Source organism: Enterobacter cloacae complex sp. GYL001 (assembly GCF_049237125.1).
In the GTDB taxonomy this organism is placed as follows: domain Bacteria; phylum Pseudomonadota; class Gammaproteobacteria; order Enterobacterales; family Enterobacteriaceae; genus Enterobacter; species Enterobacter hormaechei_C.
Window position 1 is genome coordinate 362,154 of the sequence record NZ_JBMKGW010000001.1, and the last position, 26,011, is coordinate 388,164.

At 56.4% G+C, this 26,011-nt stretch carries 28 protein-coding genes; 20 read left to right on the forward strand and 8 right to left on the reverse strand.

Annotated features, from left to right (window positions below; all coding sequences use genetic code 11):
* Positions 1–103: 103 nt before the first annotated feature.
* The 8 genes from potF (at position 104) to ACOTWU_RS01750 (ending at position 8,483) form a co-directional block, all read left to right on the forward strand.
* A complete protein-coding gene (gene potF / locus ACOTWU_RS01715; protein WP_421625754.1) occupies positions 104–1,216 on the forward strand; it encodes a spermidine/putrescine ABC transporter substrate-binding protein PotF in 1,113 nt (370 codons plus the stop codon).
* 143 nt (positions 1,217–1,359) lie between these two features.
* Positions 1,360–2,493, forward strand: coding sequence for a putrescine ABC transporter ATP-binding subunit PotG (gene potG, locus ACOTWU_RS01720; protein ID WP_006809449.1), 1,134 nt, complete (start codon positions 1,360–1,362; stop codon positions 2,491–2,493).
* Positions 2,494–2,502: 9 nt separating this feature from the next.
* Positions 2,503–3,456 (forward strand): putrescine ABC transporter permease PotH, encoded by a 954-nt coding sequence (gene potH / locus ACOTWU_RS01725; protein WP_017693731.1) that lies wholly within the window; start codon positions 2,503–2,505, stop codon positions 3,454–3,456.
* Complete coding sequence (gene potI, locus ACOTWU_RS01730) at positions 3,453–4,298, forward strand: putrescine ABC transporter permease PotI (protein WP_003858378.1); 846 nt, start codon at positions 3,453–3,455, stop codon at positions 4,296–4,298. The genes potH and potI overlap by 4 nt, the downstream gene beginning before the upstream one ends.
* 42 nt (positions 4,299–4,340) lie before the next feature.
* The gene (locus ACOTWU_RS01735; RefSeq protein WP_085929694.1) at positions 4,341–4,838 is read left to right on the forward strand and encodes a YbjO family protein; all 498 of its coding nucleotides are present in this window, start codon (positions 4,341–4,343) and stop codon (positions 4,836–4,838) included.
* 40 nt (positions 4,839–4,878) lie between these two features.
* A complete protein-coding gene (gene rlmC, locus ACOTWU_RS01740) occupies positions 4,879–6,009 on the forward strand; it encodes a 23S rRNA (uracil(747)-C(5))-methyltransferase RlmC (protein ID WP_110870882.1) in 1,131 nt (376 codons plus the stop codon).
* A 313-nt stretch (positions 6,010–6,322) separates the two neighbouring features.
* A complete protein-coding gene (locus ACOTWU_RS01745) occupies positions 6,323–7,030 on the forward strand; it encodes a response regulator transcription factor (RefSeq protein WP_022650690.1) in 708 nt (235 codons plus the stop codon).
* The gene (locus tag ACOTWU_RS01750) at positions 7,014–8,483 is read left to right on the forward strand and encodes a sensor histidine kinase (protein WP_126499030.1); all 1,470 of its coding nucleotides are present in this window, start codon (positions 7,014–7,016) and stop codon (positions 8,481–8,483) included. Before ACOTWU_RS01745 ends, ACOTWU_RS01750 begins: the two co-directional genes overlap by 17 nt.
* A gap of 76 nt (positions 8,484–8,559) precedes the next feature.
* Here ACOTWU_RS01750 and artJ read toward each other — a convergent pair whose 3' ends face one another.
* From artJ to ACOTWU_RS01780, 6 genes are all read right to left on the reverse strand, one after another.
* The gene (gene artJ, locus ACOTWU_RS01755; RefSeq protein WP_015571008.1) at positions 8,560–9,291 is read right to left on the reverse strand and encodes an arginine ABC transporter substrate-binding protein ArtJ; all 732 of its coding nucleotides are present in this window, start codon (positions 9,289–9,291) and stop codon (positions 8,560–8,562) included.
* Between the two features lie 179 nt (positions 9,292–9,470).
* A complete protein-coding gene (gene artM, locus ACOTWU_RS01760; RefSeq protein ID WP_003858369.1) occupies positions 9,471–10,139 on the reverse strand; it encodes an arginine ABC transporter permease ArtM in 669 nt (222 codons plus the stop codon).
* Complete coding sequence (artQ, locus tag ACOTWU_RS01765; protein ID WP_003858367.1) at positions 10,139–10,855, reverse strand: arginine ABC transporter permease ArtQ; 717 nt, start codon at positions 10,853–10,855, stop codon at positions 10,139–10,141. Before artQ ends, artM begins: the two co-directional genes overlap by 1 nt.
* 6 nt (positions 10,856–10,861) lie before the next feature.
* On the reverse strand, positions 10,862–11,593 hold the full coding sequence (gene artI / locus ACOTWU_RS01770; RefSeq protein ID WP_006174322.1) for an arginine ABC transporter substrate-binding protein ArtI: 732 nt from the start codon (positions 11,591–11,593) through the stop codon (positions 10,862–10,864).
* 18 nt (positions 11,594–11,611) lie between these two features.
* Entirely contained in the window at positions 11,612–12,340 is a 729-nt protein-coding gene (artP, locus tag ACOTWU_RS01775; protein ID WP_006809439.1) for an arginine ABC transporter ATP-binding protein ArtP, read from the reverse strand.
* A 226-nt stretch (positions 12,341–12,566) separates the two neighbouring features.
* Positions 12,567–13,085 (reverse strand): lipoprotein, encoded by a 519-nt coding sequence (locus ACOTWU_RS01780; RefSeq protein ID WP_015571007.1) that lies wholly within the window; start codon positions 13,083–13,085, stop codon positions 12,567–12,569.
* Between the two features lie 97 nt (positions 13,086–13,182).
* Between ACOTWU_RS01780 and ACOTWU_RS01785 the strand changes: the two genes are divergently transcribed.
* From ACOTWU_RS01785 to ACOTWU_RS01795, 3 genes are all read left to right on the forward strand, one after another.
* Complete coding sequence (locus ACOTWU_RS01785; RefSeq protein ID WP_006174327.1) at positions 13,183–13,506, forward strand: heavy metal-binding domain-containing protein; 324 nt, start codon at positions 13,183–13,185, stop codon at positions 13,504–13,506.
* Complete coding sequence (locus ACOTWU_RS01790; protein WP_023303370.1) at positions 13,503–14,333, forward strand: N-acetylmuramoyl-L-alanine amidase; 831 nt, start codon at positions 13,503–13,505, stop codon at positions 14,331–14,333. Before ACOTWU_RS01785 ends, ACOTWU_RS01790 begins: the two co-directional genes overlap by 4 nt.
* A 269-nt stretch (positions 14,334–14,602) precedes the next feature.
* Positions 14,603–15,226, forward strand: coding sequence for a helix-turn-helix domain-containing protein (locus tag ACOTWU_RS01795; protein ID WP_126499028.1), 624 nt, complete (start codon positions 14,603–14,605; stop codon positions 15,224–15,226).
* Here the strand turns inward: ACOTWU_RS01795 and ACOTWU_RS01800 are convergent.
* Both ACOTWU_RS01800 and ACOTWU_RS01805 read right to left on the reverse strand, forming a co-directional pair.
* On the reverse strand, positions 15,223–15,861 hold the full coding sequence (locus tag ACOTWU_RS01800) for a hypothetical protein (RefSeq protein ID WP_032653093.1): 639 nt from the start codon (positions 15,859–15,861) through the stop codon (positions 15,223–15,225). The two genes, ACOTWU_RS01795 and ACOTWU_RS01800, sit on opposite strands and share 4 nt — an antisense overlap.
* The gene (locus tag ACOTWU_RS01805; RefSeq protein WP_220719354.1) at positions 15,861–17,423 is read right to left on the reverse strand and encodes an ExeA family protein; all 1,563 of its coding nucleotides are present in this window, start codon (positions 17,421–17,423) and stop codon (positions 15,861–15,863) included. The genes ACOTWU_RS01800 and ACOTWU_RS01805 overlap by 1 nt, the downstream gene beginning before the upstream one ends.
* Positions 17,424–17,723: 300 nt before the next feature.
* On the opposite strand from ACOTWU_RS01805, the gene gspC reads away from it, so the two are divergent.
* Genes gspC through gspK form a run of 9 tightly spaced genes read left to right on the forward strand, consistent with a single transcriptional unit; the run spans position 17,724 to position 26,009 of the window.
* Positions 17,724–18,455, forward strand: coding sequence for a type II secretion system protein GspC (gspC, locus tag ACOTWU_RS01810; protein ID WP_017693723.1), 732 nt, complete (start codon positions 17,724–17,726; stop codon positions 18,453–18,455).
* Positions 18,456–18,468: 13 nt separating this feature from the next.
* Positions 18,469–20,385 (forward strand): type II secretion system secretin GspD, encoded by a 1,917-nt coding sequence (gspD, locus tag ACOTWU_RS01815; RefSeq protein WP_015571003.1) that lies wholly within the window; start codon positions 18,469–18,471, stop codon positions 20,383–20,385.
* Positions 20,386–20,399: 14 nt separating this feature from the next.
* On the forward strand, positions 20,400–21,878 hold the full coding sequence (gspE, locus tag ACOTWU_RS01820; RefSeq protein WP_126499026.1) for a type II secretion system ATPase GspE: 1,479 nt from the start codon (positions 20,400–20,402) through the stop codon (positions 21,876–21,878).
* On the forward strand, positions 21,878–23,086 hold the full coding sequence (gene gspF / locus ACOTWU_RS01825) for a type II secretion system inner membrane protein GspF (RefSeq protein ID WP_017384864.1): 1,209 nt from the start codon (positions 21,878–21,880) through the stop codon (positions 23,084–23,086). The genes gspE and gspF overlap by 1 nt, the downstream gene beginning before the upstream one ends.
* A gap of 3 nt (positions 23,087–23,089) precedes the next feature.
* Positions 23,090–23,539: a type II secretion system major pseudopilin GspG gene (gspG, locus tag ACOTWU_RS01830; RefSeq protein ID WP_003858352.1), complete on the forward strand. Its 450-nt coding sequence runs from the start codon at positions 23,090–23,092 to the stop codon at positions 23,537–23,539.
* Complete coding sequence (gspH, locus tag ACOTWU_RS01835) at positions 23,539–24,024, forward strand: type II secretion system minor pseudopilin GspH (RefSeq protein WP_045334210.1); 486 nt, start codon at positions 23,539–23,541, stop codon at positions 24,022–24,024. Before gspG ends, gspH begins: the two co-directional genes overlap by 1 nt.
* Positions 24,017–24,397, forward strand: coding sequence for a type II secretion system minor pseudopilin GspI (gene gspI, locus ACOTWU_RS01840; RefSeq protein ID WP_015571001.1), 381 nt, complete (start codon positions 24,017–24,019; stop codon positions 24,395–24,397). Before gspH ends, gspI begins: the two co-directional genes overlap by 8 nt.
* On the forward strand, positions 24,394–25,002 hold the full coding sequence (gene gspJ / locus ACOTWU_RS01845) for a type II secretion system minor pseudopilin GspJ (protein WP_126499025.1): 609 nt from the start codon (positions 24,394–24,396) through the stop codon (positions 25,000–25,002). Before gspI ends, gspJ begins: the two co-directional genes overlap by 4 nt.
* Positions 24,999–26,009 carry a type II secretion system minor pseudopilin GspK gene (gene gspK / locus ACOTWU_RS01850; protein ID WP_126499024.1) on the forward strand — a complete coding sequence of 337 codons (1,011 nt, stop codon included), beginning with the start codon at positions 24,999–25,001 and terminating at the stop codon, positions 26,007–26,009. Before gspJ ends, gspK begins: the two co-directional genes overlap by 4 nt.
* Positions 26,010–26,011: the final 2 nt, after the last annotated feature.

Here is a 26,011-nt window from a genome sequence, read left to right on the forward strand (position 1 = left end):
ATTTTATTTCGGGCAGAGCGACAAACTATGCATGATTATTGCATATCTTCAGGCTGCACAGATTTGGTTCGTTTGTTAACGAACTTTCAGAAGGAATAACAATATGATCGCCTTGAATAAAAAATGGTTATCGGGTCTGGTTGCGGGTGCTCTGATGGCCGTCTCTGCCGGCACGCTCGCTGCGGAACAAAAAACGCTGCACGTCTATAACTGGTCTGACTATATTGCGCCGGACACCGTCGCGAATTTTGAAAAAGAGACCGGCATTAAGGTTGTCTACGACGTATTCGATTCCAACGAAGTGCTGGAAGGCAAACTGATGGCGGGCAGCACCGGTTTCGATCTGGTGGTGCCGTCGGCAAGCTTCCTGGAGCGTCAGCTGACCGCCGGTGTCTTCCAGCCGCTGGACAAGAGCAAATTACCAAACTGGAAAAACCTCGATCCGGACGTGCTGAAGCTGGTGGCGAAGCACGATCCGGAGAATAAATACGCGATGCCTTACCTGTGGGCGACCACCGGTATTGGCTATAACGTGGATAAAGTCAAAGCGGCGCTGGGCCCGGACGTCAAGCTGGACAGCTGGGACGTGATGCTGAAGCCGGAAAACCTCGAGAAGCTGAAAAGCTGCGGCGTCTCTTTCCTCGATGCGCCGGAAGAGATTTTCGCCACCGTGCTTAACTATCTCGGCAAAGATCCAAACAGCAGCAAGGCTGACGACTACACCGGTACGGCGACTGACCTGCTCCTGAAGCTGCGTCCGAATATTCGCTACTTCCACTCCTCTCAGTACATCAATGACCTGGCTAACGGGGATATCTGCGTGGCCATCGGCTGGGCGGGCGACGTCTGGCAGGCGGCGAACCGCGCGAAAGAGGCGAAAAACGGCGTGAATGTTTCCTACTTCATTCCGAAGGAGGGGGCGCTGGCGTTCTTCGACGTCTTCGCGATGCCGGCTGATGCGAAAAATAAAGAGGAAGCGTATCAGTTCCTCAACTACCTGATGCGTCCGGACGTGATTGCCCACATCAGCGACCATGTCTACTACGCCAACGGTAACAAGGCCTCCGTGCCGCTGGTGAGCGAAGATATCCGCAATAATCCGGCGATCTACCCGCCAGCCGATGTGTTTGCCAAGCTGTTCACCCTGAAAGTGCAGGAACCAAAAATTGACCGTGTGCGTACCCGCGCGTGGACCAAGGTGAAAAGCGGTAAGTAACGGCGTTTGATATCGTTGCCCGGTGGCGCTGTTGCTTACCGGGCCGACAGATCCCGTAGGCCGGGCAAGCGTTAGCGCCGCCCGGCGATGCGCACCCTGACGGTGCGTTTGCACCAGTGTTGATCTATGCCGGAGAACACCCCGTGAATGACGCGATCCCCCGCCCGCAGGCGAAAGTCCGTAAAGCGCTGACCCCGCTTCTTGAAATTCGTAACCTCACCAAATCCTTCGACGGCCAGCATGCCGTGGACGATGTCAGCCTGACGATCTACAAAGGTGAAATTTTTGCTTTGCTCGGCGCATCAGGCTGCGGCAAATCCACACTGCTGCGTATGCTGGCAGGCTTTGAACAGCCTACCGCCGGGCAGATCGTGCTGGATGGGGTAGACCTCTCCAGCGTGCCGCCGTACCAGCGGCCCATAAACATGATGTTCCAGTCCTATGCCCTGTTCCCGCACATGACCGTTGAGCAGAACATCGCCTTCGGCCTGAAGCAGGACAAACTGCCGAAAGCCGAAATCACCGCGCGCGTGGCAGAGATGCTGAGCCTGGTGCATATGCAGGAGTTTGCGAAGCGTAAGCCGCATCAGCTTTCCGGCGGCCAGCGTCAGCGCGTGGCGCTGGCAAGAAGTCTGGCGAAGCGACCAAAATTATTACTGCTCGACGAGCCGATGGGCGCGCTGGATAAAAAGCTGCGCGACCGGATGCAGCTGGAAGTGGTGGATATCCTCGAGCGCGTGGGGGTGACCTGCGTGATGGTGACCCACGATCAGGAAGAGGCGATGACCATGGCCGGGCGCATTGCGATCATGAATCGCGGTAAGTTCGTGCAGATCGGCGAGCCGGAAGAGATCTATGAACACCCGACAACCCGCTACAGCGCGGAGTTCATCGGCTCGGTAAACGTCTTCGAAGGGCTACTGAAGGAACGCCAGGAAGACGGTCTGGTGATTGAATCGCCGGGGCTGGTGCATCCGCTGAAGGTTGATTCTGATAACTCCGTGGTGGACAACGTGCCGGTTTACGTTGCCCTGCGCCCGGAAAAAATCATGCTTTGCGATGAGCCGCCCGCCGATGGCTATAACTTTGCCGTGGGCGAAGTGGTACACATTGCCTATCTCGGCGATCTGTCGATTTACCATGTGCGCCTGAAAAGCGGCCAGATGCTCAGCGCCCAGTTACAGAACGAACACCGGTATCGCAAGGGACAGCCAACCTGGGGCGACGAAGTGAGCCTCTGCTGGGATGCGGACAGTTGCGTAGTCCTGACGGTATAAGGAGCGGTCATGAGCACACTTGAACCTCCAGCCCGCGTCAAAAAACCGGGCGGTTTCGCGCTCTGGCTGGCGCGCATGCAGATGGCGCATGGCCGCAAGCTGGTCATCGCCATGCCCTATATCTGGCTGATCCTGCTGTTTCTGCTGCCGTTCCTGATCGTCTTTAAGATCAGCCTGGCGGAGATGGCGCGGGCGATCCCACCGTATACCGATCTGTGGGAGTGGGCCGACGGGCAGCTGACGCTGACCTTAAACCTCGGTAATTTCCTGCAACTGACCGACGATCCGCTCTATTTCGAAGCCTATTTGCAGTCGTTACAGGTTGCGGCTATTTCTACGATTTGCTGCTTGTTGATGGGCTACCCGCTGGCGTGGGCAGTGGCGCACAGCAAGCCGTCGACGCGAAATATTTTACTGCTGTTGGTCATTTTACCGTCGTGGACGTCGTTCCTGATCCGCGTGTACGCGTGGATGGGGATCCTGAAGAATAACGGCATACTGAATAACTTCCTGCTGTGGCTTGGGGTCATCGACCAGCCGCTGACGATCCTGCACACCAACCTTGCGGTGTATATCGGGATTGTCTATGCCTATCTGCCGTTTATGGTGCTGCCAATCTATACGGCGCTGACGCGAATCGATTACTCGCTGGTGGAAGCCTCCCTGGACCTCGGCGCACGCCCGTTGAAGACTTTCTTCAGCGTCATTGTGCCGCTCACCAAAGGCGGGATCATCGCCGGATCGATGCTGGTGTTTATCCCGGCGGTCGGGGAGTTTGTGATCCCGGAACTGCTCGGCGGCCCGGACAGCATCATGATTGGCCGCGTGCTGTGGCAGGAGTTCTTCAATAACCGCGACTGGCCGGTGGCCTCGGCGGTGGCGATCGTCATGTTACTGCTGCTGATCGTGCCGATCATGTGGTTCCACAAACATCAGCAGAAACAGATGGGAGACCACGGATGAACAACTTACCGGTAGTACGCTCCCCGTGGCGAATTGCGATCCTGATTATCGGCTTTACCTTCCTGTATGCGCCAATGCTGATGCTGGTGATCTACTCGTTCAACAGCTCTAAGCTGGTCACCGTCTGGGCGGGCTGGTCGACGCGCTGGTACAGCGAGCTGTTCCACGATGATGCGATGATGAGCGCGGTGGGGCTGAGCCTGACCATTGCGGCGCTGGCGGCGACGATGGCCTGCGTGCTGGGCACTATCGCCGCGCTGGTGATGGTGCGCTTTGGCCGTTTCCGCGGGGCGAATGGTTTCGCGTTTATGATCACCGCCCCGCTGGTTATGCCGGACGTCATCACCGGCCTGTCGCTGCTGCTGCTGTTTGTCGCGCTGGCGCACGCCATCGGCTGGCCAGCGGATCGCGGGATGCTCACCATCTGGCTGGCACATGTCACCTTCTGTACGGCGTATGTGGCGGTGGTGATCTCCTCGCGGCTGCGCGAGCTGGATCGCTCCATTGAAGAGGCGGCAATGGATCTCGGCGCAACGCCGCTGAAGGTCTTTTTCATCATCACGCTGCCGATGATTATGCCGGCGGTGATCTCCGGCTGGCTGCTGGCGTTCACGCTCTCGCTCGACGATCTGGTTATCGCCAGCTTTGTGTCGGGACCGGGCGCGACGACGCTGCCGATGCTGGTCTTCTCCAGCGTGCGGATGGGGGTGAATCCGGAGATCAACGCCCTGGCGTCCATCATCCTTGGCGTGGTCGGAATTGTCGGATTTATCGCCTGGTATTTGATGGCGCGCGCGGAAAAACAGCGTGTGCGCGATATCCAGCGTGCAAGACGCGGCTGAAGGAATTACTATTTCCAGTGATGTGCCGCGTATGACGCGGCACTGTTTTTCAGGGAAGTAAAAACATTGGGATTCTTACAAAAAACACGTCATTCGCACGCTCGTCCGAACGTCCCTGCACTGGTGCAGGTGGCGGCGCTCGCCATTATTATGATCCGCTGCCTGGATGTGCTGATGATAATGAACACGCTGGGTCCGCGCGGAATGGGGGAATTTATTCACCGCAGCGCGCAGACGTGGAATCTGACGCTGGTGTTTCTCAGCAGCCTGATGCTGGTGTTTATTGAGATCTACTGTGCGTTCTCGCTGGTGAAAGGACGTAACTGGGCGCGCTGGGTGTATCTGCTTACGCAGATCACCGCCGCAGGCTACCTGTGGGCCGCCTCGCTGGGCTATGGCTATCCGGAGCTGTTCAGCATACCCGGTGAGTCGCGACGCGAGATTTTCCATTCACTGGTGATGCAAAAACTGCCGGATATGCTGGTGCTCTGCCTGCTTTATCTCCCGGCTTCCAGTCGGCGGTTCTTCCGCCTGCAATAATGTGTATAATCGCAGCCCCCGTGTTTCTTAAGGTTTTCATATGCAGTGCGCACTCTATGACGCCGGACGCTGCCGCTCCTGTCAGTGGATAGAACAACCGGTATCTCAACAACTCACCGCCAAAATGGCCGACCTGCAACAGCTGCTGACAGCACATGCGGTGGGCGAGTGGTGCGCACCCGTCAGTGGCCCGGAACAGGGCTTTCGCAATAAAGCCAAAATGGTGGTCAGCGGCAGCGTTGAAAAGCCGCTGCTGGGGATGCTGCACCGCGACGGCACCCCGGAAGATTTAACCGACTGCCCGCTATATCCCGCCTCGTTTGAGCCGGTGTTTAGCGCGCTGAAACCGTTTATCGCCCGGGCGGGGTTAACGCCCTATAACGTTGCCCGCAGGCGCGGCGAGCTGAAATACCTTTTGCTGACCGAAAGCCAGATCGACGGCGGGATGATGCTGCGCTTTGTGCTGCGTTCGGAAAACAAGCTGGAGCAGCTGCGCGCGGCGCTTCCGGGGTTGCAGGAACAGCTTCCGCAGATTAAGGTTATCACCGCAAATATTCAGCCGGTGCATATGGCGATCATGGAAGGGGAGAAAGAGATCTTCTTCACCGAACAGCATGCGCTGGCGGAGAGCTTCAACGGCGTGCCGCTGTGGATCCGTCCGCAAAGCTTCTTCCAGACTAACCCCACCGTCGCCAGCGCGCTGTACGCCACCGCGCGCGACTGGGTGCGTGCGTTACAGGTTCATCACATGTGGGATCTGTTCTGCGGCGTCGGCGGCTTTGGCCTGCACTGTGCCACGCCAGACATGCAGCTCACCGGCATTGAGATCTCCGCCGAAGCGATTGCCTGCGCGAAGCAGTCCGCCGCGGAGCTGGGGTTAACGAATCTGCATTTCCAGGCGCTGGACTCCACGCAGTTCGCGACCGGGCAGGGCAACGTGCCGGAGCTGGTGCTGGTGAACCCGCCGCGCCGGGGTATCGGCCAGGCGCTCTGCGACTACCTGAGCCAGATGGCGCCGGAGTACATTGTCTACTCCAGCTGTAACGCGCAGACCATGGCGAAGGATATCGCCAGCCTGCCGGGCTACCGCATTGCGCGCGTTCAGCTTTTCGATATGTTCCCCCATACCGCCCATTATGAAGTGTTGACGTTGTTGGTGAAAACGCGCTAATCCTCAACATCGCCCGGTGGCGCTGCGCTTACCGGGCCTACGATCCGGAGTAGGCCGGGTAAGGCGTAGCCGCCACCCGGCTTTGTTTGCTCAACCCAGTAATGCGACTCCCGTCTCTGTTTTAAGCCAGCGTGGCGCTTTCAACTGGTCGGCAAAATAGCCTGTCAGCTCACGTTGTTAACCAAAGCGCAGGCCGGGTAAGGCGAAGCCGCCACCCGGCATAAACCCCGCACAATGTTCAACAAAATGTGAACTCTTCCCCCGCTCGAAATCAGGTAAGCTTACGTCATAACAAATGATTGAAGGCTTACCCATGAAGCAGATCCTGCTGGTAGAAGACGACCACGATATCGCGGCACTCCTGCGTCTTAATCTGGAAGATGAAGGCTACGCCATTACCCACGAGCCCGACGGGGGCAACGCCTTACAACGTCTTGAAACACAGCCGTGGGACGCGGTGATCCTCGATCTGATGCTGCCGAATGTTGATGGTCTGGAGATTTGCCGCCGTATCCGCCAGATGACCCGCTACCTGCCCATTATCATCATTAGCGCCCGCAGCAGTGAAACTGACCGTATTACTGGCCTGGAAACCGGGGCGGATGATTATCTGGCAAAACCTTTCTCGGTGCAGGAGCTGATTGCCCGCATTAAGGCGCTGTTTCGCCGTCAGCAGGCGATGGGCCAGGCGCAGACGGACGGCATTATTCAGGCGCACGGACTGACTATCGATCCGCTGGCGCGCACCGTGCGCCTTAACGGTCAACACGTCGATCTCACCCCGCGCGAATTTGAACTGCTCTATTTCTTTGCCCGCCATCCCGGAGAGGTCTTTTCGCGGCTGGCACTGCTGGAGCAGGTATGGGGGTATCAGCACGAAGGCTACGAACACACCGTCAATACCCACATTAACCGCCTGCGCATTAAAATAGAGAAAGATGCCGCCGAGCCGGAGATCGTTCGCACCGTCTGGGGCAAAGGCTACAAATTTGCGGAGCAGAATCATGATGCGTCGCTTTAGCCTGAGCCAGCGCCTGACGCTGCTGTTTACGGCGTTACTGCTGCTCTGCGCCACCGTCGCCTGTGCGGTGCAGCTCTACAGTAGCATGCAGTACGGCAATGCGATGGTGCAGCGGCTCTCCGGTGGGCTGGCGCAGCAGATTGTGCAGCGGGAAGCGATTCTGGATGCGCAGGGCAGGGTGGATCGCAGCGCCTTAATACCGCTGTTCGACCGGCTGATGACGTTTAATCCGAGCGTCGAGCTGTATGTTGTCTCGCCAGATGGCGATATCCTGGCCGATGCCGCCCCGCCGGGGCACATTCAGCGGCAAAAAATTGACCTCGCGCCGATACAGAATTTCCTCAGCGGGACGGTGATGCCGGTGTTTGGCGACGATCCCCGAAGCCAGAATAAGAAAGTCTTCAGCGCCACCCCGCTGCGGCAGGACGGTGAGCTGAAGGGGTATCTGTACATTATTTTGCAGGGGGAGGAGTCCAACGCGCTGGCGGAGATGGCCTGGCACAAAGCGCTCTGGAGTACGGCGCTGTGGTCGATGCTGCTGGTGGCGCTGTTTGGTCTGCTGGCGGGGTTGCTGCTCTGGTACTGGGTGACGCGCCCGGTTAAAGAGCTCACGCTGGACGTGGCCGGGCTGGAGCAGGACAGCATCAGCGCGATTAAGCAGCTGGCGGCCCAACCGCTTGAGCCTGCCGGCCAGGATGAAGTGGCGATCCTGCGCAATACCTTTATCGAGCTGGCGCGCAAAATCACCTCTCAGTGGGATCGGCTGGCCGACAGCGACCGCCAGCGCCGGGAGTTTATCGCCAACATTTCGCACGACTTACGCACCCCGCTGACGTCGCTGCTGGGTTATCTGGAAACGCTGTCGCTGAAATCCGCAACGCTGTCGCCGCAGGAGCATCAGCAGTACCTCGCTACCGCGCTGCGTCAGGGGCAAAAGGTACGCCATCTGTCGCAGCAGCTGTTCGAGCTGGCGCGTCTTGAGCACGGCGGCATCAAGCCCCAGCGCGAGCGTTTTGCCATGGCTGAACTGATTTCCGACGTGGCGCAAAAGTTTGAACTCGCTGCCCGCACGCGTGAGTTAAATCTGCACATTGACGTCCCGGGTCCGCTGCCGCAGGTGTTGGCCGATGTTTCCATGATTGAACGGGTGGTGACGAATCTGCTGGATAATGCGATACGCCATACCCCAGCAGGTGGAGACATTCGTCTGGCGGTGTGGCAGGAGAACGACCGGTTACAGGTTGAAGTGGCCGACAGCGGAACGGGTGTTGATGCCGCATTACGGGACGATCTGTTCCAGCGTCCGTCAGCGTTAAATCCACAGGCCTCGCGGGAGCACCGGGGCGGGTTAGGGCTGTTAATCGTGAAAAGAATGCTGGAGCTGCACGGCGGGGGGATCAGGCTGATGGAGTCCGTGAGCGGGGCACGGTTCAGGTTCTTTGTGCCGCTTTAAGAAATTGCCGGGTGGCGGCTTCGCCTTACCCGGCCTACAGACCACCCCCGTAGGCCAGGTCACCCGGCAAAAAAGGTTATTGCGGGAACCACTGCTCGCTGATTTTCTGGTATGTGCCGTCAGCTTTGATCGCTTTCAGCGCGCCGTTCAGTTTCTCAAGCAGAGCCTTGTTATCCGGACGCACGGCAATACCGAGGCCAGTGCCGAAATACTGCGGATCGGTCACTTTCTCCGTCGCTGTACCCAGCTGCGGGTTGGTTTTCAGCCACTCATTCACGACCGCGGTGTCGCCAAATACGCCATCAATACGGCCATTTTTCAGGTCGATAATGGCGTTCTGGTAGCTGTCGTAGGCCACGGTTTTCACTTCAGGATGCTTGTCCTGGAGGTATTTCTGGTGCGTGGTGCCGTTCTCCATGCCGATGCGCTTGCCTTTCAGCTCGTCGAAAGATTTATAAGCCCCTTTCTTCGCAATCACCACCGCAGAGTTCGCGTAGTACGGGTCGGTGAACGCGACCTGCTTGCTGCGCTCTGGCGTGATGTCCATGCCGGAGATCACCGCGTCGTACTTTTTAAATTTCAGGGACGGGATCAGGCTGTCAAATGCGTGGTTAGTAAAGGTGCAGTCGGCCTGCATCTGCTTGCACAGCGCTTTCGCCAGGTCGATGTCGAAGCCGACGATCTGGTTGCTGGCATCCAGCGATTCAAACGGCGGATAGGTGGCAGAAACGCCGAAATTGATTTTATCGGCGGCGGATGCGCCAGCGGCGAAGGTTGCGAGTAATGCGGCCAGAACTAACTTTTTCATTGTAATGCTCCCGTCTGTCAATCTTGTCATTATGCGCCGTGTCTGCGGCATGGATGTACAATGCCACTCAATGAATTTATATGCAATAAATATGATTAAATATTATTTAATGCATAAAAAAATGCGGGTAACCCATCAGGTTACCCGCACTACGAAATCAGCTTTATGCATTAAGTCGATTAATTTCTGCGCTCAAACGCCAGCGCCTTACGCTCGATAAGACGCATCATCAGGGTCAGCAGACCGTTGACCACCAGATAGACCAGACCCGCCGCACCGAACACCATCACGTCGTAGGTGCGTCCGTACAGCAGTTGTCCGTGGCCCATCACTTCCATCAGGGTGATGGTGTAGGCCAGGGAGGTACTTTTGAACACCAGCACGACTTCGTTGGAATAGGAAGAGAGGGCGCGCTTAAAGGCATAAGGCAGCAGGATCGCCAGCGTATCCTTCTTGCTCATGCCCAGAGCCCCGCAGGACTGCCACTGGCCTTCCGGGATCGCGCGAATGGCACCGTAGAACAGCTGCGTGGTATAGGCCGCGCTGTTCAGGGAGAGGGCAATCAGGGCGCAGAGCCATGGCTCAGAGAGCAGATGCCAGATAACCGGATATTCCTGTAACGACGGGAACTGGCCCGGGCCGTAGTAAATCAGGAAGATCTGCACCAGCAGCGGCGTTCCGGTAAAGAGCGTAATGTAGCCACGTACAATCCACACCAGCACCGGCGTTTTCAGCGTCAGGACGATGGTGAAGATCAGCGCCAGGATCAGCGCCACGATGATAGACGCGACGGTCAGCGTCAGGCTGGTGTGCAGCCCTTTCATCAGTTCGGGTAAATAATCCAGCATCAGCCTGGTCTCCGTTCAAAACGCGTTGCGCGCAGATCAATACGCTTCAGAACGTACTGGCTCAGCAACGTGATCACCAGGTAGATAGCCGCCGCGACGATGTACCAGGTAAACGGCTCCTGCGTACGGGTGGCGATACTTTTGGTTTGCAACATCAAATCGTTCACGCTGATCAGGCTCACCAGCGCGGTATCTTTCAGCAGTACCAGCCACTGGTTACCCAGCCCTGGCAGGGCATGACGCCACATCTGCGGCATCACCAGGCGGAAGAAGATCGCCGCTTTCGACAGACCCAGCGCCTGGCCGGATTCCCATTGACCCTGCGGTACCGCTTTCAGCGCGCCGCGCAGCGTTTGTGACGCATAGGCCGAATAGAGCAGGGAGAGCGCAATCACGCCGCACAGGAACGGGCTGACGTCGAAGTTCTCAATCTGCATCTGCACCGGGATCTGCGCAAAGCCGAGATTAATCGTGAAGCCGTCCGACAGCGTTAACAGCAGCTGTGAGGAGCCGAAATAGATAAACAGGACCACCAGAATTTCCGGCAGTCCACGCAGCACAGTCACCAGCGCTGAACCGAGCCATGCGACAGGGCGCCACTTAACGGACTCCCACACCGCAAAGAACATCGCCAGTACGAGGCCGATAATCAGTGCACAAACGGCAAGGCCGACGGTCATCCCGGCGGCGCTTGCTAAAGGAAAAATTTCATTCATCAGGAATTACTTCTGGAACCATTTTTTGTAGATGGTTTCGTAGGTGCCGTCTTTCTTCACTTTTTCCAGCGCAGCGTTGAATTTCTGCTGCAACTCGGTATTGCCCTGACGTACGGCAATACCCAGACCTGTACCGAAGTAGTCTTTATCGGTCACCTTGTCACCCACGGCGGCCAGTTTGTCGTTCGCTTTCAGCCATTCGGTCACGACAGCCGTGTCCCCGAACACCGCATCGATACGACCGTTTTGCAGGTCCAGCTTCGCATTCTGGTAGCTGTCATACGGCACGGTGGTGATTTCCGGATGCTTATCCATGATGAATTTCTGGTGCGTGGTGCCGTTCTGCACGCCGACTTTCTTGCCTTTCAGCAGGTCAACGGAGGCGTATTTACCTTTCTGACCGATGAACAGGGCCGAGTTGTCATAGTAAGGGGTGGTGAACAGAACCTGCTTTTCACGCTCCGGAGTGATGTCCATTCCGGCCATTACGGCGTCGATACGGCGGAACTTCAGGCTTGGGATCAGGCTGTCGAACGCCTGGTTGCTGAAGGTACAGGTCGCGTCGATCTCTTTACACAGGGCGTTTGCCAGGTCCACGTCGAAGCCAACAATCTTGTTGTTCGCATCAATGGATTCAAACGGAGGGTAGGACGCTTCAGTGGCGAAACGGATGGTCTGGGCTGCGGTAGCGGAAAGGCTGACGCTAGCAAGCAGCGCGGCAATCAATACTTTTTTCATTATAATTTCCCTAACACATCAGTGAGATAAATAGTTTTTGAAGGCATCGGTTTGCGGGTTAGTGAAGCAGCTCGCGTCACCCTGCTCAACGATATACCCGTTTTCCATATAGACCACGCGGCTGGCGGTTTTGCGCGCCACTTCCACCTCGTGGGTCACGATGACCTGGGTAATGTTGGTTTCCGCCAGCTCACGAATAATGCTCACGATCTGGGCGGTAATTTCCGGGTCCAGCGCCGCGGTTGGCTCGTCAAACAGCAGCACTGCCGGCTCCATCATCAGCGCACGGGCGATCGCCACACGCTGTTGCTGACCACCAGAGAGGTGTAAAGGGTACCGGTCGCTGTACGGTTTCAGACGCAGACGTTCCAGCAGCTTTTCCGCACGCGCCATCGCCTGGTCTTTGCTTAAGCCAAGCACGCGGCACGGGGCTTCAATCAGGTTTTGCACCACCGTCAGATGCGGCCAGAGATTGTATTGCTGGAAAACCATGCCCACGTTTTGACGCAGTTCACGAATCGCTTTATCAGACGGGGTTTTCGCGAAGTCAAAATGGTTACCGGCGATGGCCAGCGTCCCCGAACGGGGCATTTCAAGCAGATTAAGAACACGCAGAAGGGAGCTTTTTCCCGCGCCGCTTGGGCCGAGCAAAACCAGCGTTTCGCCCTCCGGGCAACTCAGCGTAATGTCGAACAGCGCCTGGTGTGCGCCGTAGAAGCAGTTAATGCCGTTTAGTTTAATACTCATCGGGGCAGTCTTTACTCATCCAGGCAATCTATAGCAATTGAGGCCGCAGATAGTACCGTTGACAGAATAGTTATGCAATATTTCTGCGTTAAAAGTTAAATATAACCCGTGTTTCCTCTTAAACATAGCACAAAATAGCGACGGGAAAGGGGGGCGAGTATAAATGTCGGCATTCCGCAGGAAATGCCGGACATTTTACGGGGTTAACGTTTATTGAACGGAGGCGTTAGCGGTTCTCGATCGACTGGCGAAGGGTGCCCGCCGGGGCATGAACGCTGCCGCCAATGTAGCGCACATCGTCTATTGCCCAGCACTGGCCTTCACGGATCATCAGCACCTCATCCTGCCAGGTTTGCGTCCCCTGGGTGAGCTTCACGCGCAGGGGAATATTGCGTGCGTCGGTATTCGGTATGGTGGACGCGCTGGCAACGTCGGCGCTGTCCGGCAGCGTGGCGCGGCTGGAGAACGGATCGGATGACAGCAGGGCGTTGTGCTGCGGATCGCGCGAAGCGTCGGTGAGCAGTTTCGCCAGATTATCGCTCAGGTACGGGCGCAGGGCGGTCAGGTCATTACCGCGATGCTGAATACGGTAATCATAAAATTGTTGCGCCACGGCATCCGGGCCACCCTCAATACAAGGGCCGCTGCGGGTTCCGATATCCTTAAAGGCTGGCGTGACCGGCGTTGTGCAGGCGCTGAGCACCAGCGCGCATGGCACTAAAAGCGTTAAAGCAGAGTAGCGCATGTTGATTTCCTTATTTATTAACTATCCTTTCAATCATAGCGTAACGAACCGATAATGCTGTCGCTAACGCATTGAACGCTAAAGAAGGAGAGAAAGTATGCAATTTTCAACAACGCCAACCCTGGAAGGTCAACCGATTACCGAGTACTGCGGCGTGGTCACCGGTGAGGCGATTCTGGGCGCCAACATTTTCCGCGATTTCTTTGCCGGCATTCGGGATATCGTCGGGGGTCGTTCCGGCGCGTACGAGAAAGAGCTGCGTAAGGCGCGCGAGATTGCTTTTAAGGAGCTGGGCGAGCAGGCCAAAGCGCTGGGCGCGGATGCGGTGGTGGGCATTGATATCGACTACGAAACGGTCGGGAAAGATGCCAGCATGCTGATGGTGAGCGTAAGCGGTACGGCGGTGAAGACCCGTCGATGAAGCGTTCGCTCTCAACCCTCCTGCTGGCGATGTTGCTGGCAGGATGCGCCTCGGAAGAGGGCATTGTTGATAAAGGCGCGTACGAGCTGGATACGCGCCATCAGGCGCAGGCGGCCTACCCGCGTATAAAGGTGCTGGTTATTCACTACACCGCCGATGATTTCGACACCTCGCTTGCGACCCTGACCGATAAAAACGTCAGCTCTCACTATCTCATCCCCGCAAAGCCGCCAGCTCCGCAGGGCAAACCGCGTATCTGGCAGCTGGTCCCGGAGAGCGAACTGGCCTGGCATGCGGGCATCAGCTTCTGGCGTGGCACCAACCGCATAAATGATACCTCCGTCGGCATTGAGCTGGAAAACCGCGGCTGGCGGAAAACCGATGGCGTGAAAACCTTTACCCCCTTCGAACCGGGGCAAATTGCGGCGCTGATCCCGCTTGCCAGAGATATCATCGCCCGCTACGACATTAAACCGCAGAACGTGGTGGCACACTCGGATATCGCCCCGCAGCGTAAAGACGATCCTGGCCCGCTGTTTCCGTGGCGCGAACTGGCGCAGCAGGGTATCGGAGCCTGGCCCGATCCGGGGCGCGTGAATTTTTATATCAACGGGCGACCGCATTATCAGCAGGTTGATACCGCAGCACTGCTCGATTTGCTGGCGCGCTACGGTTACGAAGTGCCAGAAAACAGTACGCCCGAACAGCAAAAACGCATCATCATGGTTTTCCAGATGCATTTCCGTCCGCAGTTATGGAATGGCGTAGCGGATGTGGAAACCATGGCGATTGCCGAAGCACTTTTAGAGAAATACGGGCAGGGGTAAACCTTCGGACTACCCCCGAATGAGTATATTTTCGTAAGTTCCTATCAGATTAATCCTAAGTACAAACTCATTTCATTTTTAGTTAATTGACTTAAAATTATCCGGATTTAAGATGGACACATAGCGCGCTAAGTAATTTGGCGAATTAATAAAAAGCTTCACTCTTTTTTTGTTTATTCTTGACGTTTTCATCAGGAAAAATATTTATGGCTCGGTAACAACACCGTGGCCATTCTTTTTAAAAATCACATCTTAAATCGGGTATAACAATGTTAAGCATCTATGGAAAAAAATTACGTCCGCAACATGAAATGGAAAAGATCATTTCTGCAACCTCAGGCGTTGAAGAAAGAACGTTAAAAAAATGGCAGAAAATTTCCACCTCTGATTCCGGCTATATTCATATTATCGTCAGCGGTGAAGTCGAATTTCGACGTGAATCTGACGAACTGTGCATGTTCACCGTCACCGGGCAATGCATTTTCGGCCTGTCGTCAATGTATTACAACGCCACCCATATGTACAGCCTTGTTCGGACGAATACGGTTGTTCGCTCGATCAAGAAAGAGGTCTTCGCCCAGCTGATGACCGAAAAAAATCTGTGGCCAGAACTGACCAAAGTCCTTTCCTGGTACATCTGCATGCTGAGCAAACGTGATGATGTTCTGGTTGCCCGCAGTGCGTATTCCGTTGTCCGCGAATTTTTATATGAGATTAACGACCTGATTGTTCAACAACAGCGTGATATTAACGTTTATGATTACATTCAGGAATACACTAACCTGGCACGTAGCACTATTATTAAAATCCTCTCCGATCTGAAAAAGGGTCAATATATTGTGGTGGAAAAAGGTCGACTGCTTAACCTTACCGCACTGCCTGAAAAATATTAATACCTGCTCCCGCCGTCTCCTTTTTCACTGAAAGGAGAACGGCTATTTCCACTGTTTTTTACACTGGCTTGTGAATTATCCTGCGTTTCGTCAACCGGCGGCGCGGGAATTTTTCCTTGAGAATAATCCTGCTCCTGCTCTTTTAGCGCCTGCTTAAATAATTCTGTTAATGATGACTCTTCACTGCCCGTGCTGGCGGGAGCGTTATCGTGCTCATGCGCTTCGGTCCCGGGTAAGGTATCCCGCGAGGCGTCGTGTGGCACCGCGCCGTCGGGCGCCTGCTGCCAGTCGCCGTCATCACTGTTGATCGGCAGATCCTGCATCGATGGAACATCAACTGGCACTGGCGCAGCTTTAGGCTGCGGATGCGGGAACGGTTTACTCACGTACACGTAATGCATATCCGAAAGCTGCGTTTCCGGTTTCGCAACGCTGGCGTTGACCGGTTCAGGCGCCGGGTGGTGCAGGTTCCAGTAGACGTGCATATACAGGCCGACAACCAGCATGACGCAAAGCCCGACCAGCCATAACGCTGTTTTGCCGAATACGTTTTTCAGGCTGGGGAGACGGTACGAAAACCAGACCGCTTCCCCGGTTGTATAGCTGCGCTGGGCCGCAAGACAGATGGTCGACATTAGGCTTTCTTCTCCTGCATTTTCGCGTCCGGGGTGGTGCGGGTGGCCTGAATCAGTACGCCCGGCGTGCTGTTGGTCACGCGCATCAGCTGCATCAGCGTATCTTCCCCGGGGATACCATCCACGTGCAGATGCATTTTTTGCTGGAATTCGCGGGTGCGTTTCATCATCTCTGTGGTCCAGATCCGGGCATGTGTTTCGGGCTGGCTCAGCGCCAGGCTTAATTGCTGATCCAGCCAGGCCATATCTTTGCTGTCGCTGGCCGCGCCGATCGCGTCTTTACCTTCCGGTGTCAGGCGGTGCAGCTGGGTGAAGTTGCCGGTCGCGTGCAGGTTAAACCAGCTGCGGCTCACCTGCCAGGTCCGGTTATTCATTAACAGGTCAATGGACGTGTCCCCGACCCTGGCGACCACCGCATAGTTAAGATGGCCGCTGGTTTTCAGTTCACTGACCCACGGATACCCTTCCTGCGCCAGCGTCTCCGGCGACGCGTTCCCCTGTTTACACATCAGGTTTACTTTGGCGGCGTTCTGGCACAGCGCATCTTCGGCCGAGGCGTCATACCCCCACATGAGATACAACTGATGCATCGCATCCGGCTGATTAACTATTTCGTTGTCGATAACCGGCACTACGGGCGCTTCGACTTTTAGCGATTGCTGTTTCCAGCTGACGGGCACCGGCAGCTGGATCGGCAGGCGTGCGCCGATCGATGAGGTCAAATACCAGCCGCAGGCGGCAAACAGCACGGACGCAAACAGCCCCACGGTCGCCAGGCGCTTACCGTGTTTTTGGGCGGGCAGGAGCTCTCCCGCCGCCAGACGTAAATGACGTGGGCTGACCTGCGCCGCGCGTTCCGTCCAGGCGGCGAGCATTGACAGGTGCGCCAGCGCATTCAGTTTGCTGATGTTGCCTTTGGTCAGCGTGTGCATTTTGCGCACGCGGGCAGGCGGCAACGGCGAGTTTTCGCAGCCGTGTTCTTCGCACTGGGCCTGAACATAGCTCAGGTATTCGCGGCAGGTCAGGGGGCGCAGGGCATGATGCGTGTGCGTATATTCGCGCAGTTCAGGTTGCTTTAGCAGGATCTCCTGATCCGCAGTGCCCGTCAGTACCACGGCGAGCCGGAAGTTCAGCTCCTGGGCGCGCGTGAGCAGCGTTCCCAGGACTTCACGGCAGCTCTCCTTCATGGCTTCGGCATGGGCGATCGTCAGCACTCTGGATTTTGCTTTCCCCTCCTGCCACTGGCGCAGGACGGCATCCACTGCCTGCATGCGATCTTTAATCACTTTCGTTCCCGGGTTGAGTTTGTACAGCAGGCTACTGGCACTCAGTTTGGGAAACGCGTTGATGGCAAGAACGGTATGGTTGCTGGCTTTCAGCGCGTCGATGAACTGACCCAGAAGCGGAGCGTCGTCGCAAAAAAGCCCGATAATTCCCGCCAGCTGGGTTTTCTCTTTCAGCAGGTTGAACACGTCCTGATGATAAGGCACCAGAAAATCACCGGATAAACGGGTGATTGTCCTGAATGGCGGATTTTTAAAATTAAAGTGGCTCTGATACATAACGACTTACCGTCTCTGATTAGGAATAGCAACAGCAGCAGAAAGTAAGGTAATGCCCCTGAGCGGTCAATTTGCAGACAGAGTAAAAATATCCAGCCGGCTGCGCCTAACATCTGGAATTTATACGGTCAATATTTTTCTTTATGAAAGTTGGTGGCGAAGTCAGTGGTCGCGTTTGCAACAGCTTATTACTATTTTCCTCCATATTGGCGCAGTATGACGCTGCTTATTTTTGCTTTGCTATAGGCCGGATAAAAAATGAGGTTCTCATTTCTGTCACGGTGGATAACGCCTTGTATTATGTTTTTGCTGCTCATTTTTTGTGGCCAGCAAGGCTATCTCACCTTTAAAGATTATAAAAAAGTTATGAATAAGTTTGCTAATTCTGACCTACAGCCGCTGAAAAAAACGCGCGAAGACAAACCCTTCACGCTTTTTACGGCTGCCGTCCGTCAGGAGAACTTATCGGCTGCGGCAAAACCCCCGCTGGCGGCGGAGATTGAAGGCATTGTGCGCAGTGATGACGCCTGGCTCTCCTTCGCTGTCATCAAAACCCCGGGCGGCCAGCGAAGCTACCGCGAGGGTGAACCGCTCGCCGGGTTTAACGACGCATTTATTCAGGAAATAAACAAAGATAATGTGGTGGTTAATTATGAAGGTGCTACGCAGGTACTGGCGTTAAATAAACCGGACTATTTTAAGGGGGGCGTGGAGAGCGGCCCGGTTACAAAATCGACGAAAGATGCTGGCGCAGAGAGTGTGCATCTTGATGATTATCTGGTGTTAAAACCCATCATTGAAAAAGGCCGACTGGAAGGCTACAGGATAAACCCAAGGAATGCCTCCGCCTTTTACAGTCAGTCAGGTCTGGAAAAAGGCGATGTGGCGATTCAGGTTAACTCTGTCGATATGACCGATGAAGCAAAAGCGAAAAGCATTATTGCCAACTGGTCGAAAATGAAAGAAGCGGAGGTCATCGTACGACGTCACGCTCACCTTGAAAATATTCGGGTTAATGTTCTAAACAATTAATAAGTGTGCAGACATGAAAAAATTTCCCTGGGCGTGCGTGGCGCTGACCGCATTGTCGTTATATTCCAGTTCGCTGCTTGCAGCTAACTTTAGCGCAAGTTTTAAAAATACTGATATTCGCGAGTTTATCGATACGGTAGGTCGCAATCTCAACAAAACTATTCTGGTCGATCCGTCCGTCCAGGGAACCGTCTCGGTCAGAACCTACAACGTGCTGACGGAGGATGAGTATTACCAGTTCTTCCTGAGCGTGCTGGATCTCTACGGCCTGTCGGTGATCCCGATGGACAACGGCATGGTCAAAGTGGTGCGCTCAAGCGTAGCGCGTACCGCCGGTGCGCCGCTGGCAGACAGCAAGAACCCGGGCAAAGGTGACGAGATTATCACCCGCGTGGTGCGTATGGAAAACGTACCCGTTCGCGAGCTGGCCCCGCTGCTGCGTCAGCTCAACGATGCCACCGGCATCGGGAATGTGGTCCACTTTGAGCCGTCCAACGTCCTGCTGTTAACCGGTAAAGCCTCGGTGGTGAACCGCCTGGTGGATCTGGTTCAGCGCGTCGATAAAGACGGTATTCAGCGCCGCGAAATCATCCCGCTGCGCTTTGCCTCTGCCAAAGAGCTTTCGGATATGTTGAATAACCTCAACAACGAAGAGCAGAAGGGGCAGAATGCGCCGCAGCTGGCGACCAAGGTGGTGGCGGATGACGAAACCAATAGCCTGGTGATCAGCGGCTCGGAAGATGCGCGCGCGCGTACCCGTTCCCTTATCCATCAGCTGGATCGCGAGCAGAATAACGAGGGGAACACCCGCGTCTTCTACCTTAAATATGCCAGCGCCACCAAAGTGGTACCGGTGCTGACGGGGATTGGCGAGCAGCTGAAAGACAAGCCGGGCGCGGCCAAAGCGAAAACCGCGAGCGCCTCAACCGACCTGAATATTACCGCCGACGAGTCGACCAACTCCCTGGTGATCACCGCGCAGCCTAACGTGATGAACTCCCTGGAGAAGGTGATCGACAAGCTGGATATTCGCCGTCCGCAGGTGCTGGTGGAAGCGATCATTGCCGAAGTGCAGGACGGCAACGGCCTGGATCTTGGCGTGCAGTGGACGAGCAAGCACGGCGGCGTGCAGTTTGGCGCTACCGGCCTGCCAATCAGCCAGATTAAAAATGGCACCATGAAAGGGGCGAGCTTCACGGGCCTTGCGACCGGCTTCTTTAACGGTGATTTCGGTGCGCTGGTGACCGCGCTCTCCACCGACGGTAAAAACGACATCCTCTCCACGCCAAGCGTGGTCACGCTGGATAATAAAGAAGCGTCGTTCAACGTCGGTCAGGATGTGCCGGTGCTTTCCGGTTCGCAAACCACCAGCGGCGACAACGTCTTTAACTCGGTTGAGCGTAAAACCGTGGGGACCAAGCTGAAGATTGTGCCGCAAATCAACGATGGCGACATGATCCACCTGAAGATTGAGCAGGAAGTATCCAGCGTCGACAACAGCGCAACGGAAGATTCCAGCCTCGGCCCAACCTTCAACACGCGCACGATTAATAACGAAGTGATGGTCCACAGTGGCCAGACGGTGGTGCTCGGCGGCCTGATGGAAAATGTGACCAAACAGTCGGTCTCCAAAGTGCCGCTGCTCGGCGATATCCCGCTGGTCGGGCAGCTGTTCCGCTACACCTCGCAGGATACCTCTAAACGCAACCTGATGGTGTTTATTCATACCACCGTCCTGCGTGACGACGACAACTACAGCGCAGCCTCGAAAGAGAAATACGACCAGATCCGGGTGCGCCAGATGCAGCGCGTGGAAGAGAAAAAGCTCGGTATCGTTGAGCCGAGCGACAACGCCGTACTGCCAGCGTTTCCTGCCGCCAGCACTGCACCCGTGAAAACCCACGCGGCACGCAATCCGTTTAAAGAGTAAGGCGGAGGGGAAACGTGGACGAACTGACTAAAACCCTGTGTAGCAGCAACTACGCAAAAGAAAACGGCGTTCTGCTTTACAACAATGACGTCTATATCCGTGAGGACACCCCGGCGTTAGCGCTGCTGGAGGTGCGCCGGGTGCTGGGACGCGCGTTTGTCCCGGTTACCCTGGCGCCGGAAGCGTTTGACGAGATGCTGGCTAAAATCTGGCAGCAGAGCAGCGGCGTGTCGCAGCAGCTGGTGGACGACATGGACGCGGATATCGATCTGATGGCGTTAACCGAGGAGATCCCGGATAACGAAGATCTGCTCGATAACGACGAAAACTCGCCAGTGATCCGCCTGATCAACGCCATTCTCGGCGAGGCGGTGAAGGAGGGCGCGTCAGATATTCATATCGAAACCTTCGAGCGCACCCTGAGCATACGCTTTCGCGTTGACGGCGTGCTGCGCCCGGTGCTGAAACCGGCGCGTAAGCTCGCCCCGCTGCTGGTGTCGCGTATCAAGGTGATGTCGAAACTCGACATCGCCGAGAAACGCCTCCCGCAGGATGGCCGTATCTCCCTGCGCATCGGTCGCAAGGCCATCGACGTGCGCGTCTCGACCATTCCGTCCCAGTACGGCGAGCGCGTGGTGATGCGCCTGCTCGATAAAAGCAATCTCAAGCCCGACATCAACAAGCTGGGGCTGATTGATGAAGAACTGGAGAAGCTGAAAGGGCTGATCGACCGCCCGCACGGGATCATCCTCGTTACCGGCCCGACGGGTTCCGGTAAAAGTACCACGCTGTACGCCATACTCTCGGCGCTGAACGGTCACGAACGCAACATTCTGACCGTGGAAGATCCGATTGAGTACGAGCTGGAAGGGGTGGGGCAGACGCAGGTTAACCCGCGCGTGGACATGACCTTTGCCCGCGGGCTGCGCGCCATTCTGCGTCAGGACCCGGACGTGGTGATGATCGGGGAAATTCGCGACGGTGAGACCGCCCAGATTGCGGTGCAGGCGTCGCTGACCGGTCACCTGGTGATGTCGACGCTGCACACCAACAGTGCCGCAGGGGCGATAACCCGTCTGCGGGATATGGGGCTGGAGTCCTTCTTAATCGGTTCATCGCTGCTCGGTGTCATTGCCCAGCGTCTGGTGCGTCGGCTGTGTACGCACTGCCGGACCACCAGTCCGCTGGACGCCAATGAAAAAGCGCTGTTCAGCTTTATGGCCGCGCCGCCAGACGCGATTTACCGCGCGGTGGGGTGCGAACACTGCCGTCAGAGCGGCTATCAGGGCCGCGCCGGTATCCATGAATTCCTGGTGGTGGACAGCGCCATGCGCCGCGCCATCCATGAAGATAAGGACGAAATGTCCCTCGAAACGCAGCTTTTTAAGCATGCCTACAGCCTGCGTGAAAACGGGCTGCTGAAGGTGATCGGCGGCGTGACGTCTCTGGAAGAGGTCATGCGCGTCACCGCCGAACGTGGGGGGGATGCGTAATGGCTTTCTATGCCTGGACGGCGACGGATGCCGCGGGGAAAACCCAGCGCGGGACGTTACAGGCCGAGGGGCAGAAGCAGGTTCGCCAGTGGCTTCGCGAGCAAAAGCTGATGCCCGTCAGCATCACCGAAACCCGCGAAACGGCGGCTGGCGGGAAAGCGAAAACCGGGGTGAAGCTCTCTACTCCGGTGCTGTCGATGTTTACCCGTCAGCTTTCGACGCTGGTCAACGCCGCGCTGCCGCTGGAGAGCGCGCTGAAAGCGATCTCGAAGCAGACGGAAGACAAAAAGCTGGCGGCGATGGTGGTGGAGATCCGCGAGAAGGTGGTGGAAGGCCACACCCTGTTCGATGCCTTCAGCCAGTTTCCGCGCACCTTCGACAAGCTTTACTGCACGCTGGTGATGGCCGGGGAGAAAACCGGTCACCTGGGCGACGTGCTGGAAAAGCTGGCGGAGTACAACGAGCAGCGCCAGAAGATGAAAAGCAAGCTGACGCAGGCAATGGTCTACCCGATAACCCTCACCGTGGTCGCCATCGCGGTCATCAGCATCCTGCTGGTGGCGGTGGTGCCGCAGGTGATCGAGCAGTTTACCCACATGAAGCAGCAGCTGCCGATCACCACCCGGACGCTGATTGCGGTAAGTGATTTCCTGCAAGCCTGGGGCATTTATATTGTGGGCATTCTGGGCGGCGGCTTTATCGGCTTCAAAACCTGGCTGAGGAATGCCAAAAACCGTTTTCGCTGGCACAGCTGGCTGGTGAACGGCTCGCCGATTAAAAAGCTGGTCTGCGCCATCAACAGTGCCCGCTATATCCGTACCCTGAGCATTTTGCAGGCCAGTAGCGTGCCGCTGCTGGAGGGAATGTATATCGCGATGGACGGTATTGAAAACCGCTATGCCCGGCAGGTGCTGGAGCAGGCCGCCGACACCGTGCGCCAGGGGGCGTCGCTGTATGCGGCGCTGGAACAGGCGAAATTATTCCCGCCCACCATGCTGTATATGATTGCCTCCGGTGAAGAGAGCGGGGAATTAGGTAATTTAATGGATCGCGCGGCGGAAAATCAGGAATCGGCCTTACAACATCGAATTACATTAACGCTGTCGGTCTTTGAACCGGCGCTGGTGGTATCCATGGCGACGATTGTTTTATTCATCGTTCTGTCAATATTACAACCGCTTCTGCAACTTAATAATATGGTAGGTTAAATCATGGCTTTAAAACGTAAAAACCTGGCTCGCCAGGCGGGCTTTACATTGCTCGAATTAATGGTGGTCATTGTTATTCTCGGCGTACTGGCGAGTATGGTGGTGCCAAATTTAATGGGCAATAAGGAAAAAGCCGATACGCAAAAAGCAACCAGCGATATTGTCGCGCTCGAAGGCTCGCTGGATATGTACAAGCTGGATAACCACCGCTACCCGACCACAGAGCAGGGTTTGCAGGCGCTGGTGACCAAACCTGAAATCGCGCCAATCCCGAACGGCTACCGCACGGACGGCTATATCCGTCGCCTGCCGCAGGACCCCTGGGGCAATGATTATCTTCTGGTGAGCCCGGGTGAACACGGCGCGGTGGACGTCTTCTCAGCCGGTCCGGACGGCGAAGCCAATACCGCCGATGACATTACCAACTGGTCTCTCGATAAGAAAGAGAAATAATGAAAAATCAACGCGGCTTTACGTTGCTGGAAATTATTCTGGCGCTGGTGATATTTGCCAGCTGCGCCATGATGGTGGTATCCACCATTCCTTCGCGCAGCGGCGCGGATATATTTGGCCAGCAATTAAAAGCGCTCGTTGATTATGGTTCAGACCGTGCGGTGATGGACGGAAATATTGTTGGGCTGGTGATCGCCACCGATAAATATCAGCTGGTGACGATCGCCGATAAAAATGGCGAGCGTCACTGGGTGCCATTATCTGCCGGACGCATTAACACCAAAGGTGATTTTCCGGAAGAGATGCACGTGTCGCTTTCGCCGCAGCGCCTGGCCGCGACGGTGGCGTCCGAGCCGCAGGTGATCTTTTTACCGGACGGTGAAATCAGCCGCTTTACGCTGACGCTGCAAAGTTACGACAAACAGCACCATTTCCGCGTGGTGTCGCAGGGCGCGGCGCCGGTATCGGTAGAAAATGATGGCTAACGGCAACAAAAAGCAAAAGGGGATGACGCTGCTGGAGGTGATGGTCGCTCTGGTGATTTTCTCCACCGCCGCGCTGGCGCTGATGAACTCGGTCTCCCTGAACGTACGTTTTACCCATGGACTGGCCGATACCTTGCAGGCCAGTTGGGTGGCGGAAAATCAGCTGGCGGAAGCACAGCTCACCCGAACCGACTTCCCGGATGCTGAACAGCAGGGGACGGAAATCATGGGCGGGCGCAGCTGGAACTGGCGTAAGCAGCGGGTGAAAACCGCCGACAACGTCTGGGCGAATACCCTACGCGTATATGCGGAAAGCGATGAGAGCCAGCCGGTTATCTCCCTGCGCATCATTCCGCCGGGAGAGAGCAAGTGAAGAAAACGCGACGCCAGCGCGGATTTACCCTGCTGGAGATCATGATTGCGCTGACTATCTTCGCGGTGATCAGCACCCTGGCCTGGCAAATTCTGGACGGCGCGATGCGTACCAGCTCGGCCACCGATGCCAGCGCCGCAAAGCTCAACCAGCTTCAGCGCGCCTGGAGTCTGATGGAGCGTGATTTTTTCCAGCTTCACGCGCGCGCCCCGCGTAATGAGCCGGAGCTGTTTCGTCAGGAGGGCGATGCTCTTGAACTGACCACCCTGAATGGCGTGAGCGGAACGGTCCAGCTGGAGCGCGTGTGCTGGCGGCTGGAAGAGGGGCGTTTGTATCGCGACGTCTGGCCGGTCATTGACGGCCCGGCGGACGTTAAGCCTGACGAAGTGCCGATTGTCAGCGGCGTAAAATCATTGCAGTGGCGGTTTTATCGTCAGGGCTGGCTGACAGCCTGGCACGACGCTGCCCATCTGCCGGACGGCGTGGAGGTTACGTTGACGATGGAAAGCGGGGATACCTGGCGCTGGGTGTTCACTACACCGGGTGATATGCCGGAGGTGGCCGCTGCCGCAGCGCCAGCGCCTTCGCCGGAGACCAGACCATGAAACGGATCCGTCAACAACAGGGCGTCGCCCTGCTGGTGGTGCTGATTTTGCTGGTGATGATGTCGGCGCTGGCCGCCAAAATCAGCCAGCAGTTCTGCCGTAATTTGCAGAAAACGCATTATCAGGTAAGCCAGCAGCAGCTGCGCTGGGCGATGCAAACCCAGGAAAAAGTGGTGAAGGACCGGTTACAGACCGACGCCAGCGGCGAGAGCAAGCCGCTGGCGCTGGACGGCGACTGGCATCAGCCGCTGGAGACGCAGGGTGAGGACTATACGGTCGTGAGCCAGGTGGACGATGCGCAGGACTGCTTTAACGTCAATAACCTGTTGGCCGCCGACATCGCACCCCAGGGGCAAAGCGCTCCCGCGGTGGCGGAAACACCGCGTAAAGCGCGGATTGTTGAACAACTTCTGACGGAAAGCGGCCTCAGCCCGGGCACGGCGGAGGCGGTCTATTTCCAGCTGGTGGATTATCTCGATGGTGACAGCACCACGGCGAAGGAGGGGGCCGAAAGCGATGCGTGGGCTGGCGTCGTGCCCGCGCGGCAACCGGCAAATCAGATGATGCGCAGCATCGCGGAAATCAAACTGCTGCCGGCGTTCCCTGTTACGGCGTATCCGAAGGTGAGCAAGCTGTTATGCGCGCTGCCGGACGCTGCCAGCAAGGTCGATGTCAACACCCTGCAACCGGAACAGGCCGCCGTGCTGGCGGCCATGTTCCCCGGAAAACTGACGCGGGATGACGCCGTTCGCCTGCTGGATGCGCGTCCGGAATCGGGCTGGGAAAATATGGAAGCGTTCAGCAAAGCGCTGGAGCAGGCCTTCCCGCAGTTAAAAGACGATCTCCCGCAGGTGGCGGATCAATTTTCTATAAACAGCCGGTACTTCCGCGTGAATTACACCGGCAATACCGATGAATTAACGCTTCGCGTGGTCAGCCAGCTTCAGGTGAATAACGAAGCCGGTGAGATCGTGACGTGGCAGCGTCGTTACCGAATGATTGAATAAGA